Annotated in this window: 11 protein-coding genes; 2 read left to right on the forward strand and 9 right to left on the reverse strand. The window is 71.8% G+C overall.

The features are described from left to right. Positions 1–43 precede the first annotated feature (43 nt). From AB0C25_RS10820 to AB0C25_RS10840, 5 genes are all read right to left on the reverse strand, one after another. Entirely contained in the window at positions 44–448 is a 405-nt protein-coding gene (locus tag AB0C25_RS10820; protein WP_357239714.1) for a roadblock/LC7 domain-containing protein, read from the reverse strand. A 16-nt stretch (positions 449–464) separates the two neighbouring features. Further along, positions 465–2,858, reverse strand: coding sequence for a nitrate- and nitrite sensing domain-containing protein (locus tag AB0C25_RS10825; RefSeq protein WP_357371816.1), 2,394 nt, complete (start codon positions 2,856–2,858; stop codon positions 465–467). Between the two features lie 252 nt (positions 2,859–3,110). Continuing rightward, complete coding sequence (locus tag AB0C25_RS10830; protein ID WP_357371818.1) at positions 3,111–3,593, reverse strand: helix-turn-helix transcriptional regulator; 483 nt, start codon at positions 3,591–3,593, stop codon at positions 3,111–3,113. Positions 3,594–3,830: 237 nt separating this feature from the next. Beyond that, the gene (locus AB0C25_RS10835) at positions 3,831–5,123 is read right to left on the reverse strand and encodes a cytochrome P450 (RefSeq protein ID WP_357371820.1); all 1,293 of its coding nucleotides are present in this window, start codon (positions 5,121–5,123) and stop codon (positions 3,831–3,833) included. 491 nt (positions 5,124–5,614) lie between these two features. Beyond that, positions 5,615–7,969, reverse strand: coding sequence for an AbfB domain-containing protein (locus tag AB0C25_RS10840; RefSeq protein WP_357371822.1), 2,355 nt, complete (start codon positions 7,967–7,969; stop codon positions 5,615–5,617). 344 nt (positions 7,970–8,313) lie between these two features. On the opposite strand from AB0C25_RS10840, the gene AB0C25_RS10845 reads away from it, so the two are divergent. Both AB0C25_RS10845 and pdxY read left to right on the forward strand, forming a co-directional pair. Continuing rightward, the gene (locus AB0C25_RS10845; RefSeq protein ID WP_357371824.1) at positions 8,314–9,108 is read left to right on the forward strand and encodes a serine protease; all 795 of its coding nucleotides are present in this window, start codon (positions 8,314–8,316) and stop codon (positions 9,106–9,108) included. A gap of 142 nt (positions 9,109–9,250) precedes the next feature. Next, entirely contained in the window at positions 9,251–10,102 is an 852-nt protein-coding gene (pdxY, locus tag AB0C25_RS10850; RefSeq protein WP_357371826.1) for a pyridoxal kinase PdxY, read from the forward strand. 80 nt (positions 10,103–10,182) lie between these two features. Here the strand turns inward: pdxY and AB0C25_RS10855 are convergent, their stop codons facing one another. The 4 genes from AB0C25_RS10855 to AB0C25_RS10870 are packed head-to-tail and all read right to left on the reverse strand — an operon-like array spanning position 10,183 to position 15,763. Beyond that, complete coding sequence (locus AB0C25_RS10855) at positions 10,183–10,515, reverse strand: putative quinol monooxygenase (RefSeq protein ID WP_357371828.1); 333 nt, start codon at positions 10,513–10,515, stop codon at positions 10,183–10,185. Positions 10,516–10,524: 9 nt separating this feature from the next. After that, on the reverse strand, positions 10,525–13,917 hold the full coding sequence (locus tag AB0C25_RS10860) for a DUF87 domain-containing protein (protein ID WP_357371830.1): 3,393 nt from the start codon (positions 13,915–13,917) through the stop codon (positions 10,525–10,527). Beyond that, the gene (locus tag AB0C25_RS10865; protein ID WP_357371832.1) at positions 13,914–14,663 is read right to left on the reverse strand and encodes a hypothetical protein; all 750 of its coding nucleotides are present in this window, start codon (positions 14,661–14,663) and stop codon (positions 13,914–13,916) included. Before AB0C25_RS10865 ends, AB0C25_RS10860 begins: the two co-directional genes overlap by 4 nt. Then, positions 14,660–15,763 (reverse strand): DUF559 domain-containing protein, encoded by a 1,104-nt coding sequence (locus AB0C25_RS10870; protein WP_357371834.1) that lies wholly within the window; start codon positions 15,761–15,763, stop codon positions 14,660–14,662. Before AB0C25_RS10870 ends, AB0C25_RS10865 begins: the two co-directional genes overlap by 4 nt. Between the last annotated feature and the right edge of the window lie 53 nt (positions 15,764–15,816).

Below are 15,816 nucleotides of genomic sequence, written 5' to 3' on the forward strand. Positions count from 1 at the left end.
TCTCCAGGGGAAGTGGGTCTCCGGCGTGGGGGCGCCGGGGCGGTCAGCGGCTGCGGGCGAGTGCCGCCCGGGCCGCGGGGGTCAGGGCGTCCCCGATCCGGTTGGCCAGCTCGGTCATCTCGTAGGAGACCTTGCCCACGTCGCACTCGGGTGCGGCGAGCACCAGCAGCGAGGCGCCGTCGTTGAAGGCCATCGAGAACATGAACCCGCCTTCGAGCTGCGTGACGTTGGAGATCACCGCGCCGGCGTCGAAGAAGGCCGCCGCCCCCCGCAGCAGGCTGACCAGTCCGCTGCCCGTCGCGGCCAGTTGGTCGGCCCGGTCCGGGGGCAGGTCACGGGTGGAGGCCACCATCAGGCCGTCGCTGGAGATGGCGATCGCATGGCTGACCTCGGTCGCCCGCGCGGCGAAGCTGTCCAGCAGCCAGCCGAGATCCTGTTGGTCGCTCACGTGCTCTCCTGTCGCGTCATGAGTTGCCGAGGTTGATCGGGGTGCGCCTCCGGTTCGCCACACCCCGCGCGTACGCGGCCATCGCCGTGGCCACCTGGGCCGGATCGCGGTACTCGGATCGTTGCTGCTGCTGCTGGGGCACGGTCACCGCGCCGGGCACGAGGTGCCGTTGCGGCTCCCGTTTGGGCAGGCCGGCCGTGGTGGTCGTGGCGACCTCGGGGGTGTGCGCCTGGGCGGCGGTGTGCCAGGCGTCGTCGGCGGGGCTGGACCACTCTCGGTCGTCGGTGCCGTCGGCGGCATCCGTCTGGAACCAGTGGTTGACCTGTTCGAAGATGAGCAACTCCTCGGTGGGCGCGTCACCACGGTCCGGGGGTGGGGGAGTCGGTCGGAACACCGGCGCCGCCGGCAGGGACCGCTCGGCCGGTGGGCGTCCGGCGGTGGGCTCGGGGCGCGGCTGGTACGGCGGCGGCGGGTTGGCCGTGCGCGCCGCCCGCCGCGAGAGGCGGCCGGGCGCGAGCAGGTACTCCTCCGGTGGCAGTGACCGGATGATCGCCGCGGGCAGCGTCGCCTCGGCGAGGGTGCCGCGTCGGGGGCCGCGTCGTAGTTGGACGGTGGCGCCGAGCCGGGACGCGAGCTGGCCCACGACGACCAGCCCCATCGCCCGTACGGCCGCCACGTCGATGGCCGGCGGGCTGGCCAGGAGTTCGTTGAGCTGCTGCATCCGCTGCCCGGACAACCCCATGCCCTCGTCGCTGATCTGGACGATGACGCGGTCACCCAGGCTTCGACCGCTCACCCAGGTCTCGCTGCCGGGTGGCGAGTACGTCGTGGCGTTGTCCATGAGTTCGGCGAGCAGGTGCACGACCTCGTCGACGCTCTTCGCCGCCACGGCGACGTCTCCGTCGATCATGCCGAGCCGGATCCGCGCGTAGTGCTCGATCTGGGACAGCGCCGCCTGGAGCACCTGTTGCAGCGGGATGTCGCGCTGGCGTACGCGCCCGACACCGACGCCGCCGAGCACGAGCAGGCTGGCGTTGATGCGTCCCATCCGGGTCGCCAGGTTGTCCAACGTGTACAGCTGGTGGAGCCGGTCGGGATCGGTCTCGTCCCGTTCCACCAGGTCGACCTGGGCCAGTACGGCGTCGACGAGTCGCTGTTCGCGGCGGCTGAGGTGGATGAAGATGTCGGCGGTGTTGGCGCGCATGACGGCCTGCTCGGCGGCGGTCCGCACGGCGGCCTGGTGCACCGCGCTGAACGCCTGGCCCAGCTCGCCGATCTCGTCGTCGCTGGTCGGTTCGAGGGCGGCGGAGGCCTGTTGGCGGGCCAGCCTGTGCGGGTCGACGGCGGCGCTGCCCGGTTGCTGGAGCTGGGCCACCACGGCGGGGAGCTGTTCGAACGCCACGGCGTTCGCCGCGTCCCGCAGCCGCCGCAGCCGCCGGGTGATCTGCCGGGCGACGGCCCAGGTCACCAGGGCGGTGAGGAGCAGTGCCAGCAGGACGCCGACCGCCTCGGCCACGGCCCGGCGGCGCTGGTCGCCGTGCGCGGCCCGGACGTCGGCGCCGACCGCGGCGTCGACCCGTGCGCGCAGGTCGGCCAGGCGGGCGGCACGCGCCTGGGTGGTGGACACCCAGCCGGCGGTCTCCAGTTGCAGTCGCGACCCCGGCTGGGCCCGCGACACCTCGTCCTGCATCCGTTGCAGGGCGAGCGCCTCCTTGCCGGTCCCGGCCTGCTCCCACCAGACGCTCCACTCGGGCGGGGCGAGGGCCAGGAACGACAGGCTCGACTCGGTGTAGCTGGTTCGGGCCGCGGTGATGTCCTGTTGCATGGCGGGGGTGAGTTCGCCGCCCACCACTGCGCGCAGCACGGCAACCTGCTGTTGACCGATCGCCTCGGCCGTCTTCGACAGGGCTGCCGAGGCGCGGATCCCGTCGGCGAGGGTGGCGTCGACCACGCCGTGCGAGATGTTCTCCCGGAAGCTGATCAGGTCGGCGATCGCGATCCGGTAGCTGAAGGTCATCGCGGACACCGAGGCGTGCGCCGCGGTGCGTACCTGGGTGCGCAGCGGGGCGAGACTGCCCAGGGCCGCGTCGACGCGGCGCAGGAGGGCGCGGTTGGTGCCGACGTCGGCGGGCAGCCGGTCGCGCTGTGCGCGGTAGCGGGCGACGGCGTCGTCGGTGGCGGCCAACTCCACGCCGAAGGTGTCCTGCTGCTCCGGCGTGGGGTAGGTGAGCAGGGCGGCGGCGGCGATGCGTTCGCGTTGCAGCCGGTAGGCCAGGTCACCGGCCTCCGCGCCGACCTGTGCCAGGATCCGCAGGTCGCTGGCGCGCATGGTCTGGCGTGCGCTCTCGGTCAGCGCGAGACCGGCGAAGCCGATCACGGCGACGAGTGGTGCCGCGACGATGAGGCGCATCCGCCCGGCAATCTTCCAGCCGCGACGGCGGGTCGGGTAGGGTCTGGCCGCGTGGGACCGGGTGCTCGACGCCAAGATGGACTCCCACGACTCGTCGATGACGGTCTATCCGCACGTTGCCGAATGCAAGTCCCATTCGGCCGGAAGCCGCGCTCGTAGACCAGACCCGGCCGTGGTACAAACTGCCCGTACCAGCATCTGTACCCAACGTCAGCGGCCGATGACACCGCGAGACCGATCCGTTCGGTGCGGTCAGCGCTGGTCGTCGAGGGGGTCGACCCGTTGCTGCCGCCGCTGCGCGTCGTCCGGGTCGGGTGGGCCGTTGAGTACCTGACCGATCAGTTCACGCAGCTCGTCGATCGCGTCCACCACGGCGCCCGGGTCGCGCGCGTCACGTCGAGCCCGCTGGCGCGGCACCGGCGGATCCCGCCGAAGTGGTTGCGGGGCGCGGGGGCCGCGGCGGCCGTCGGCCGCCAACTGCTCGGCGGCCACCTGTGGCCACAGCGCCGCGAGCCGGCCGCCGGTGCCGAGCACGTCGTCGCAGCGCAGCGCGAACTCGTGACTGCCGAACCGGCGACCCGACTCGACAGCTGCCACCGTCTCCCGGCTGAACCGCACCCGATCCGCCAGGGCCCGTTGGGTCAGGCCCCGCCGAACGCGGCAGTTGCGCAGCTCCCAGCGGAAGTGCTCGCTGGCCGCAGAGGGAGCAGCGCTCGACGGGGACGTGTGCTCCATGCGCTCACCTTCGTGGCTACGGGGAATCAGCAGCGGACACCAGATCGAGATTCGCCGATGAGCTGAACATTCATAGATGGCAATTCTTAACCCAGGACGCGATGGGTGTGAAGACGTTCACCGGCCTGAATCATCGGGCAACGCGGAAAAGGTGCGAGTTGCGCCGGGTGCGCTGGGCGACGCCGCCCGGCCCGCACTCGGCCGGGGCGCGGGCGAGCCTGCCGGCGCACGCCCACGTCACGCGGCGGCTGCTTCCGGGGTCGCCGCACCGCGCGTCGCAGGAACGTCGGCGGGTGCCACAACATCGATTACCGCGAGCAGCGTGTGGTGGGCGCGAAACGCGACATTGGGCTTGTAGGAACGCTCCTGCCCACTCGACAGACGGAGGCCGGGAATGGCTTCGGTGAGTCTGGTGATGGTGATCTCGGCCTCCAGCCGTGCCAATCCCGCGCCAATGCAGAAATGCGGGCCGTGGCCGAACGACAGGTGATTGCCCACGTCCGCCCGATCTGGAGCGAACTGGTCCGGGTGGGCGAAAACCGCGGGGTCACGGTTCGCCGCCCCGATCAGCAGCAGGCAGCGTGCCCCGGCGGGAATCGTCACCGTCCCCAGGGTGACGTCGCGGCTTGTCACGCGCAGCCAGCCGTCGATGGCGGGCGCGAACCGCAGGGTCTCGGCCACGAACGCGGACACAGCCCCCGGGTCGGCGGTGAGGTCCGACCAGTGTCGAGGACTCGACAGGGCCTGGTCGAGGGTGTGCGCGAGCAGGCCGGCGGTGGTCTCGTGGCCGGCGACCAGGAGGTTGAAGGCCAGGCTCGCCACCTCCGGCACGGTCAGCACGGCGTCGTCGCCGTCCCGGTAGGCCAGAGCCCGGCCGATGAAGTCGTCACCCGGGTGCCCACCGTCGACGCGCTGGCGGACCAGATCCTCGCAGTAGTGCCAGAAGTCCAGCAGGCCCTGCGCCAGGCGTACCTGCTCGGCCGGGTCCGGTTGCCCCCAGACGAGAGCGATCTGACCGTCCGCCCAGCTCCGGATCCGTGCGATATCGGCGTCGGGCACCCCGAGGATGTCCAGGACCACCAGCAGCGGAAGCTCGGTGGCGAGCTCCGGGATCAGGTCGACCCGCTCGCCCTGGCGGGCGGCGAGCCGGCAGACCAGCTGGTCGACTCTCCGTCGGACGATCGCGCCGTACTCGGCCTCGACCCGCTCGGCGGTGTTCGCGAAGGTCGCTCGCAGGGCCCGGCGGGTGCGGGGGTGCACCGGTGGGTCCGCGGCGGCCGTGGTGGGTGGCGCGTCGAGCTGCATGAGCACGTTCGTCGCCTCGGGGCACACCTGGTAGACCGGGGCGAGGGTGAGGGCGTTGGTGAACGTCGTGGTGTCGGCGAGTGCGCGTCGGACGTCGGCGTGCCTGCTGATCAACCACAGGTCGAGGTCCTCGGCGTGGTGCACCTCGCCGGGGTCGTCGAGGATTCGCCGCCACATGCTTGCCGGATCGGTGAGATAAACTCCGGCGAACGGATTCAGCCGCATGGAACGCCTCCTGGTGGACGCGGCGAGAAAACCGGCAGCGCCTCCATTTGGTGATCCGCGTCAGTCGGGCCGATAATGGCGCTCATCTGCCTCTGGCTCTTTACGGTGCGCTGAGCAACGGCGCAAGTCAAGATTGGCAGACATCTATTTACTGTCGGTCTGATTGCGTATTGCAATGGACGGCTGAGGTCGGCCGGATGCAAGTTGCGGCCCGGTCCTTGCCGCCGGTCGGACCCGATTGGCGGGCCGTCGCGGTCGCCGCGGCGACGAGACGATCAGGGGCGGCTGCCGCGGACGAACGACCACGACCGATCCGCCGCGCTTCCTCATCCGGAGAAACGACCTCCGGGACGGCAGGTGACGCCCGCGTCCGGTCGCTGCCCGACCGGGAAGGCCGAATCCGCCACAGCGGCCCGCGCGTCGCGGGAGGCTCTCGGCCGTAGCGGAGCCTCCCGCGCCGTCCTACCGCGACGTGGTGGCCGCGGGCGCGGTCAGGGTGCCCACGGGGTGGCGATGGCCCAGGTGCTGTCGGAGGCCCACCACGTCGGTGTGTTGTACACGTCGCCGCCGGCGCCGTTGCTGAGCCAGATCTCCGAGTCGTAGTGCCGCAGGTACCTGCCCCGGAAGTTGTACGACTCCAGCGACACGCCCGTGCCGGTCAGTCCGACGCGTGCGCACCAGGTGGCGTCGGCCCGCAGGAGCGCCGAGCCGTCGTCGGGTGAGTTGCGGACCCGGGAGTTCTGGTGGCGCAGGTACTGCCCGGGGAAGTTGACCGACTCGAACGAGTAGCAACCGGTGCCGGCCAGCCCGGCCCGGATGGTGTACGTGGCGTCGGCCTTGAGGATGCTGGAGCTCGCGGCGTCGACCACCTCGGTGTAGGCCAGGCTGTCCCGGTGCCGCAGGTAGCGGTTGGTGAAGCCGGGCGTGGTCACCTGCAACGACCGCCGGGTGTCGACCGGCAGGGCCACCGGCGCCGAGCTGCCGATGGTCCTCGAAGCGTTGATCAAGGCGGTGTTGGCGGCGCGCACCCGCGCCTGATCCATCTTGATCACCTGCCGGTCGTAGGTGAGGAACCCGTTCAGCTCGCCCTCCAGATCGGTGATCTCGGTGTAGACCGACGCGCTGAGCCCCTTGCCGAGCATCAGGTTCTGACTGCCCTGCACCAGCCCCACGTACCGGTCGGTGAGGGCGCTCGAACTCGACTGCCACTCGTAGGCGAAGAAGCCGCCGCTCGGGCTGTACTCGTGGCCCGGAGTGTGCAGGCCCAGACCGCCGAACTCACCGAGCACGGCGATCCGGCTGCTCGACGGTACGGGGGAGTCCGGTCCGAGGTAGACGTGCCAGTCGTCGATGTCGCCGTTGGCGGGGTCGCCGAGGGACTGACAGCAGTTGTGGCCGCTGTGCGGGTTGATCAGCCGGGTCGGGTCCTGGTTCTTGATGTTCTGCGCGACCCGCCGGGTGTCGGCGAGGGACCGCTCGCCCCAGCCCTCGTTGTAGGGCGTGTACGCGATCACGGCGGGCGAGCTGCGGTGCTCGTCGACGATCTCGCGCGCCTCGGCCTCGAACTGCGCCTGCTGGGCGTCGGTCGGGTTGATGTCCTGCGCGGTCAGCGACGGAATGTCCTGCCAGACCAGCAGGCCGAGGCGGTCCGCGTGGTAGAACCAGCGCTGCGGTTCGACCTTGATGTGCTTGCGCACCATGTTGAAGCCCAGGTCCTTGTGCTTCTGCAGGTCGAAGGCGAGGGCGGCGTCGGTCGGCGCCGTGTAGAGGCCGTCCGGCCAGAAGCCCTGGTCCAGGGTGCCGACCTGGAACACGAACTGACCGTTGAGCTTGGGGCGCAACACCCCGTTGACCAGGCCGGTGGTGATCTCGCGCATGCCGAAGTAGTGCACCGTCCGGTCCACTGTGGCGTTTGCGGCGTTCCGCAGGCTGACTCGGAGCTGGTAGAGGAACGGGTCGTCGGGTGACCAGCGGCGCGCGTTCGGCACCGGGACGCTGAACTCGGTGAAGCCGCCGGTGGCCGTACCGACAACTGTGCTTCCGTTCAGTGCCTCGGCGAGCACGCGGTGGCCGCTCACGTCGCCCCGGGTGAAGACCCGGACCCGCAGGGTGTTGGTGGCGAGGTTCGGGTAGACGTCCACGCTGCTGATGGACGCGGTGGGCACCGGCTCCATCCACACGGTCTGCCAGATGCCGGAGCTGGGGGTGTAGAAGATCCCGCTTGGTGTCTTGGTCTGCTTGCCGATGGCCGGCAGGCTGCCGTTCTGCCGGGTGTCGGTGGGGTCCCAGACCTTGACGACGATCTCGTTCGTCCCGGCCGTGAGCTGGGGTGTCACGTCGAAGGTGAACGCGTCGTAGCCGCCGGTGTGCGCGCCGACCCGGACGCCGTTGACCCAGACGGTGCTCTGCCAGTCGACGGCGCCGAAGTGCAGCAGGGTCCGCCGACCCGACCAGTTCGCCGGGATGGTGACGGTGCGCCGGTAGAACAGGTAGTTGCGGTTGTCGTTGGCGGCTCGCTGGATGCCGGAGAGGGCACTTTCCACCGGGAAGGGCACGTTGACCCGCTCGGGCAGGTTGGCACCGAACTGCGGGGCGTCGTCGGTGGCCGACTGGCGCAGCTGCCACTCGCCGTTGAGGTTGAGCCAGTCCGGCCGGGTCATCTGGGGGCGCGGGTACTCGGGCAGTGGTGTGCCGACCAGGGCCTGGCTGGTCCAGGGTGTGGTCAGTGGCGGCGTCTTGGCCGGTGCGGCGTGCGCCGGCCGGCTTGGCGCGGCGAGTACGCCGACGACCAGGGCGAGGATGAGCAGCAGCGGCAGGGCGGGGCGGATGGGGACCTGACGAGTCATGCCGTCTCCGGGGGACGAGTCGCCGCGGGCGGTGCAGCCGGGCCCGAAGCGCGTGGGTGGTGGGCATCGGGTGGTCATTGACGAGGACGGGCGTCATCGACGGATGCCGGTGGGATCTCCATGCGCCGCCGCCGACGTGCGCATCGACATCCGCCATTGCGTCTGCCACGTTACAGGGCCGCGGTGGGTCCGCCGTCAACGCTTTCGAGCCGATCCGAGATCCATAGCCTCCGTGGTACGACCCAGAGAGGATGACCCCCTAGATCCATGTCCCTCAATATGATGACCGCTATCTCGAAATAGGGTGCGCTCACGAGGCGCGCCATCCTGATGCGGAGGACTGCATGGTTCGCTGGCGTACCCTCTCTGGCCTGTTGGCCACCGCGCTGGCCGCGGTGACCGCGGCCAGCCTCACTCTCACCGCGCCGGCCGCGGCGGCCGACAACCCCATGACGCCGAACGTCGTCGGCGGCACCCGCGCCGCCCAGGGTGAGTTCCCGTTCATGGTGCGGCTCTCGATGGGTTGCGGCGGGGCGCTGTACAGCCCCCGGCTGGTGCTCACCGCGGCGCACTGCGTAGGGTCGACCGGCACCAACACCAGCATCACCGCGACGCTCGGGACGGTCGACCTCCAGTCCTCCAGCCGGATCACCGTCCGGTCCAACTACGTCTACCGTGCTCCCGGCTACAACGGCGCCGGCCGCGACTGGGCGCTGATCCGGCTGGCCACCCCGGTCACCGGGCTGAGCACGCTGCCGATCGCCAGCACGACCGCCTACGACAGCGGCACCTTCACCGTCGCCGGGTGGGGCGCCGCGCGCGAGGGCGGCGGCCAGCAGCGGTACCTGCTCAAGGCGAACGTCCCGTTCGTCAGCGACTCCACCTGCAACGCCAACTACGGTGGTGACCTCATTCCCGCGCAGGAGATCTGCGCCGGCTACGCCAGCGGCGGCACGGACACCTGCCAGGGTGACTCGGGCGGCCCGATGTTCCGCCGCGACGCCTCCAACGCCTGGATCCAGGTCGGCATCGTGAGCTGGGGCAACGGCTGCGCCCGGCCCAACTACCCGGGCGTCTACACCCAGGTGAGCTACTTCGCCTCGTCGATCGCCTCCGCCGCGGCGAGCCTCGGCGGCTGACCGTACGACCGCTCGGGCGACCCGGACGACGACGTCCGGGTCGCCCGTCGTGCTGTCACCGAGGGGCCGGCGGCGAGTGGGCCACCCGACAGATTCGGCGGGCCGGGTGTGCGGCACCGGCCGCGACGGCGATGATGGGCCGGTGAAGATCCTGTCCATCCAGTCGTCGGTCGCCTACGGTCACGTCGGCAACTCGGCCGCGGCCTTTCCCCTGCAACGGCTCGGGCACGAGGTCTGGCCGGTCCTGACGGTGCACTTCTCCAACCACACCGGGTACGGCGCGTGGCGTGGACCCCTGCTGCCGGCGGCGGACGTCGCCGAGGTGATCGCGGGCATCGGGGATCGCGGTGTGCTCGGCAGCGCCGACGCGGTGCTGTCCGGCTACCAGGGTGACCCGGCCATGGGCGCGGTGATCCTGGACGCGGTGGAGCAGGTCAAGGCGGCCAATCCGGCCGCGGTGTACTGCTGCGACCCGGTGATGGGCGACGTCGGACGGGGAATGTTCGTCCGGCCGGGCATCCCGGAGTACCTGCGGGACACCGTCGTACCGCGCGCGGACATCATCACCCCGAACCAGTTCGAGCTGGACTTCCTCGCCGGTCGAGCGACGAACTCGCTGGCGGAGGTGCTCGACGCGGTCGACGTGGTGCGGGCGACCGGACCGCGCCACGTCCTGGTGACGAGCGTGCTGCACGGCGACCTGCCACCGGGCTCGCTGGAGGTGGTGGCCGTCTCGGACGAGGGCGCCTGGGCGGTGACCACCCCGCTGCTGCCGATCAACCCGAACGGCGGGGGCGACGTCACCGCGGCGTTGTACCTCGCGCACCTGTGCACGACCGGCTCGCCGGCGACGGCGCTGGAACGCACCATTGCCTCCGTCTACGCCGTGCTGGAAGCGACCCTCGCGGCAGGCACCCGGGAGATCCAGCTGATCGCCGCGCAGGACGTGATCGCCGATCCGCCGGCCCGGTTCACCGCCCGCCGGCTGCGCTGAGGCGGCGGGTCGGGAGACCCCAGCGGCGGCCCCGGACCGCGACGATGGCCAGCGGGCCGGGACCGCGTACCGAGCGACGTTCAGCGGCCCTCGGGTACGGCCATCTCGCCGAGCAGCGACCAGTCCTCCTGCGCCACGGTGGCGTTGACGATGCGCGGCGTCTCGGCCAGGTGCGGCGGCAGGGTCTCCTGCGCCGCGCGGAAGTGGGCGGACTGCACGTGGGCGGCGCCGGCCTGGTCATCGCGGAACGCCTCGACCAGCACGTACTCGGTCGGGTCATTCACGCTGCGGGACCAGTCGAACCACAGACAGCCCGGCTCGGCGCGCGTCGCCTCGGTGAACTCGGCGGCGATCTGCGGCCACCGGTCGGCGTGCTCGGCCAGGACCCGGAACTTGGCGGTAATGAAGATCATGGGCTCAGGCTACCCAGCCGGATGGGCGCGGGCGACGACCTCCTCGGGAGTCAACGGCGCCTTCGGATGGTGGGTCAGGCACAGCGGGGTACGGACCTTGACGAACGAGAATCCCTCCCCGGCGGCGTAGAACTCGCCGCTGTTCAGCAGGCCGATGTCCGGAAGCCGCCCGCCCTTGGCCTCGGCGAGCTGCCGGGCCGCGTCGATCTGCGCGGGCGCGTTGAGCAGCCCGAAGAACTGCGTCGTCGCGTTTCCGGAGATCTGGTTGTGCAGACCCTTGGGCGCCTGGGTGGCGAAGACCAACCCGAGCCCGTACTTGCGGGCCTGCGAGGCCAGCGCGATCGTGCTGGCGGTGCAGGCCGTGGTGCCCGTCGACGGGGCGAGCGTCTGCGCCTCGTCCATCACGAACAGCCCACCCAACGGTCGGTCCCCGGCGGGATGCCGTTTGATCCACGCGAAGAGCGCCATCTGCAACTGGTTGACGAAGCTCTGCCGCTGGTGGTCGGAGGTGAGGCCGACGAAGCTGATCACCGATACCCGGGCCCGCCGCCCCGGCGACGGCGTCAGCAGCAGCCCGGGATCGGCCGGTGCGCCGACCCCACCGAAGAGCGGATCGGTCACCATCGCCGCCTTGAGCGCCTCGGCCAACTCCTCGGCGAGTTTTCCGGCGCGGGCCAGCCGACTGACCCCCTCGGGAAGGTCGGTGAGGAACTCGGTGAAGCCGGGCAGGCCCACCATCCCGCTTCGCGCGTACGCCTGGAGGGCCTCGGTGAGGACGGCCTTGCCCTGCTGGGCGAGCCTGCTCGACCGATCGACGCCGGCGCGGGGCGCGAGCGCCTCCACGGCCGAGCGGACCGCCTGGTCGAACTCGTCGGGCCAGTCCCGCAGTGAGGTGAAGTCGGGCAGTGGTTGGAAGCTCAACGGCCGACCGGCGGTGACGCGGGGCGTCCACACCACCACCTCGGTGTGTGCCAGGTAGTCGGTGGCGCGTTCGGCGTCGCCGGTGTCCCAGCCGCTCGGTGGTGCGGGCCACGCGTCTCCGAGCCGGGCGAGGTCGTTGTTGGGGTCGAGCACGATCGCGGAGACCCCCTCGCGGGCGCACTCCTCGACCAGTCGACGGATGAGCACCGTCTTGCCCGAACCGGACCCGGCGAACACGACGGTGTGTCGGCGCAACGATTCCAGGGACACCGTGAACGGACGGCCGCCGTCGACCGTCCGCCCGAGCCCGATGGTCGCACCGTTGGCGTCGACCACGAGGTCGCCGGAGTCGGCGGGTCCGGCCACGGCGGTCGGACCGGTCGACCGCCCATCGGTCCCGTCGTCGACCGGCGCGCTGGTCGGGCCGGCCCCGCCGCCCGACGCAAGCACGGTGCCACCCCCCGGAAGCGCGGCGCTACCCGTCCGAGGCGCGGCGCTACCCGTCCGAGGCGCGGCGCCACCCGTCCGAGGCTCGGCGCCAGCCGGCGGAAGCGCGGCGCCATCCGACGGAGGCTCGGCACCTCGCGGCAGCGGCAGCCCGTCGTCGGGAGCTGCCGGCGGCGCGTCGTCGCAGGGCTGCTCAGGGCCGGGCAGGACCGCCCGGAACAGTTCGGTGCCGCTGGCCGGACGACGCGACACCAGCCATTCCTGCAGGGCCGTGGACGGCTCGTTCGCCAGCACCCGTAGCGCCGCGAAGACCCGCAGGTCCGCCTCCGGCACCCCGCGCCGCACGCCGCCGGCCGCGTCGAAGCCGGTCAACACCTCGCTGGTACGCCTGCCGGTCGGCCACCCGCCGTTGCGCAGCAGGATCAGTCGCCGTTGGGGCAGGTCCCGGTCCAGTCCGGCGAGCGTGCAGGCGGCCTTGACTCGGGCGGTCACCGCGATGGCGTTCGGGTGCGCGACGGCTCGGAAGCACCAGTGCGCCTCGTTCTCGGTAGCCTCGTCGAGCACCTCGATCAGCCGGCCGTGCAGAGCGGGCTTGCGCCCCGGCGGCGGGTCGTACTTGTAGGTGGCACCGGTCGGCGCCTGCTCGGCGATCCAGGCGGCCAGGCCGGCGGCGAGCAGCGGCGGCATGTGCTCGTCCTCGCCGGCCGGGTCGACGGCGGCCGACACGTCCGCGGCCTCGACCAGTTCGGCGAACCGTTCGTCCAACTCGCGCAGGCGGCGCTCGACGGTCGTCGGGTCCGCCGCCGCACCGCGCGCGGTGCCCGCCGTCGGCGTCGAGTCGGTGCCATCGATGAGTCGGTCGAGTTCGACCACCTCGTCATGGTCGCGGCACCAGGCCACATGCCGGTCCACCCGGCGCAGCAGGGCGCGTGGCGTCAGGGTGGGCGCGTCGGCGAAGGCGGCGGGGGCGATCGGCCAGGTGGCGTGGGGTGGCACGAAACGCGGACCCCCGAACGCGGCGGCGAGGCGCTTCGCCACGATGGCCTGCCCGATCTCCGGGGTGGGGATCCGGTCGGGCAGGGTTGCCGCCCGGAACCGGTCACCGACCGGAGTGGGCACGGTACGTGTCATCAGCACCCAGGTGTCCGGCAGACACGAGACGACGACAAGCGTACGACGGGTGACGTCGCGGAGCTTGAGGAGGCCGTCGGCGATCGGACCGAGCACCCTGGCCTGCCCGTCCTCCAGCCCCTGATGGTGGTTGAGCAGTGAGGTGCTGGTTTGCGCGAACAGCGTGTCGAGCTGATCCACGGCGATCACCGTGGGGTCCAGGGTCAGGGCCATCAGCCGGGAGATGTCCTGCACGATCTGCTGCGGGGGGCGGATGGCGCCGCTCAACCCCCACGCCGCCCGCGCGGCCGGGTCGCCCGGTTCGGAGATGAGGTGGGCGTACCCCACGTCCTGTGCCTCGAAGTCGATGGCACCGTGCAGGACGAGCGCCCGAGCGGTGTCCTGGGCGTCCCGCCCGACCTCCCGGTCCCGGGCGCGCAGTGCCCAGATGAAGGCGTCGAGCTGCGCACGGGTCACCGGCCGGGCACCGGCGACCGCGTCGCGGACCTCCACCGGCAGGCCGAGCTGCGGGGTGAGTCGGCGCAGGAACGTCTTCAGCTGGGTGCCCCAGCCGACGTGGGCGCGACCCATGCCCTCCACCAGGGCCAGGGCGACGCTCTCCCAGAACGTCTTGCCGCTGACCATGTCGACGAGGAAGAAGTAGCCGCCGTCACGCTGGATCCGCTCGCGTACCGCCCCGAGCAGGTGCGTCTTTCCGGCACCCGCGCGGCCCTGCATGGCCACGCCGAGCGGCATGCTCGTGTCGTCGGTACGGGCCCGCGCCACCCCGCGCAGGATCTCCGCGGCCACCTTCTCGTGCAGCTCCGGCACGTTGTGCGGGCTGGGCCGCCAGACGTCGTCCGGGGTGACCGCCGGGTTGAGACTCACCGCTTCCAGCGCGGCCCGCTGGTCGTCGGAGATCATGCCGGGCCGATCGCCAGGGCGTGGTTGTCCTCGTTCCCGATGCGGACGGCCGCGGCCCGGTCCCGTGCGGTCAGCGACTTGGTGTTCGCCACGGGGATGATGCGGACGTCGTCCCGGCCGACCATCGCCCGCAACGCCGCGTCCAGGGCGGCCCGGTCGGTGTCGGCGAGCCGGTCGCGCACGTCGGCCAGACCGACCCAGTCGCCCGGCGCGGCGGCGAGATCCCGGTACGCCGAACGAACCAGCGCCTCCACCTCCGCCGCTGCGGGCACTGCCGCCGCCGCGGGTGCCGTCGCCACCGTCGCCGCCGCGGGTGCCGTCATCGCTGCCGCCGTGGGTGCCGGTGCTTCGGGTCGCGGCTCGCTGGTCGCCGGGGCCGTTGCCTCGGTGTGCTTGAAGAAGTCGCCGTGGCTGACCCGGAGCCGGTCCAGCGAGCGGTGCAGGTTGGACAGGACGACGAACAGTGACCGGGTCGTCGAGCCGCCCTGCTTCGGCGGCGCGGCGGTGTGCAGCTGACGTGCCACCCGCCAGCCCTCGTCGGTCAGCTCATGGGCGAACGGCCGGTGCGTCCGATCGGTGTCGACCAGACCCAGGTCGACGAGCTTCTTGTTGTCCTGGCCGGTCAGCGTGAAACCGGCCAGCTCCTTCAGCTCGACGTTTGTGACTCGGCGCGCCTCGACCATCAGCACCACGAGGGCGTTGATCTGGTTCGGCGTCAGGTGCGGGACGTCCGCCGGGCTGGTCATGATCTCTCATCTCCATCGGTGTGCGTGCCGTCCGCGCGTCGCCGGGCCAGCAGCTGACGGATCCCGTCAACCACCGCCGGCGCGTCGGTGAGCACCTGCTCGTTGGTGAAGCGGAGCACGTCCAGCCCGAGGAGTTGCAGCTGCACGTCTCTCCGCCGATCGTTGGCGAAAGCGATTCGCCCACGATGCTCCGGGCCGTCCACCTCGACCGCAAGACCCTCGACGGGCCAAAAGAGATCCAGCCGGTACGACGCACCCAGCACGTGCCACTCGTAGGTGTGGTTCCACCGCCGGCCCCGCGCCCACTCGTGCGGTGCGAGCGCGCGTTCCAGTGCCTGCTCGGCCGCGCTGTCGCCACGCGGGACGCCGGCGATCGGCGGCCAGGCCAGCACCGTCGGGGCCGGACGTGCCGACGTGGCCGGCGGCCGGTCGGTCGAACTCGCCAGCTCGGCGAACCGTCTGGGCAAACGCATCGGCACCGACCGCACCCGGTCGGCATGGTGCAGAGGCCCGCCGGCCAACCACACGGTGAAGCCGCCGTGCCGCACGAGCCACTCGGCGGCGGCCACGAGCGTCCGCTCGGCATCCGCGCCCAGGTCAGGCAGGGCGATGACGAGTAGACAGCCGGCCCTGTCGTACGCCTCGGCGAGCACCCGGGCGAGACCGGCGGCGCGTACCCCCGGGGCGAAGCGGGACCGGCCGGCGGGGCGGCGCGAATCGCGCAGCCCACGCTCGGCGAGGTCGGCGAGAAACGGGCCGAAGTGCCGGGACTGGGCTGCGGCACGGGAGGCGAGGGCACGTACCGCCGCCACCCCGAGTGTGCCGTCGCTGTCGTAACGGTCCGCGCCGGCCAGCCACTTGGGGAACATGGCGATCGCCGCGGTGTCCAACTGGTCGAGGAGGTCGTCCACCAGGTCGCCGAGTGGACCCACCACCGTGGGCCGGTAGTGCACGACCGCCGGCGCCTCCGGCGGCAACGGGTCGAGTGCCACCCGCAGCACCTCGGGGTCGACGGCCGGCAGGTGACTCACCCGCCGCACGGGCGGGGCGGCCCACCAGACCCCGCTGGCCCCGCCGTCGGCGCGGACGGGTTGCACCATGCCGGCACCCTATGACACCGGCGAGGCCGATCGGTGTCCCGTCGCGGTGCCGG

This window comes from Micromonospora sp. NPDC048839 (genome assembly GCF_040649915.1).
Classification (GTDB): Bacteria; Actinomycetota; Actinomycetes; order Mycobacteriales; family Micromonosporaceae; genus Micromonospora.

Bases quoted from the DNA above. Each gene is read 5' to 3' on its own strand.
- AB0C25_RS10830 (WP_357371818.1), bottom strand. From the start codon at position 3,593: ATGGAGCACACGTCCCCGTCGAGCGCTGCTCCCTCTGCGGCCAGCGAG.
- AB0C25_RS10870 (WP_357371834.1), bottom strand. From the start codon at position 15,763: ATGGTGCAACCCGTCCGCGCCGACGGCGGGGCCAGCGGGGTCTGGTGG.
- AB0C25_RS10825 (WP_357371816.1), bottom strand. From the start codon at position 2,858: ATGCGCCTCATCGTCGCGGCACCACTCGTCGCCGTGATCGGCTTCGCC.
- AB0C25_RS10835 (WP_357371820.1), bottom strand. From the start codon at position 5,123: ATGCGGCTGAATCCGTTCGCCGGAGTTTATCTCACCGATCCGGCAAGC.
- AB0C25_RS10860 (WP_357371830.1), bottom strand. From the start codon at position 13,917: ATGATCTCCGACGACCAGCGGGCCGCGCTGGAAGCGGTGAGTCTCAAC.
- AB0C25_RS10865 (WP_357371832.1), bottom strand. From the start codon at position 14,663: ATGACCAGCCCGGCGGACGTCCCGCACCTGACGCCGAACCAGATCAAC.
- AB0C25_RS10840 (WP_357371822.1), bottom strand. From the start codon at position 7,969: ATGACTCGTCAGGTCCCCATCCGCCCCGCCCTGCCGCTGCTGCTCATC.
- AB0C25_RS10855 (WP_357371828.1), bottom strand. From the start codon at position 10,515: ATGATCTTCATTACCGCCAAGTTCCGGGTCCTGGCCGAGCACGCCGAC.
- AB0C25_RS10845 (WP_357371824.1), top strand. From the start codon at position 8,314: ATGGTTCGCTGGCGTACCCTCTCTGGCCTGTTGGCCACCGCGCTGGCC.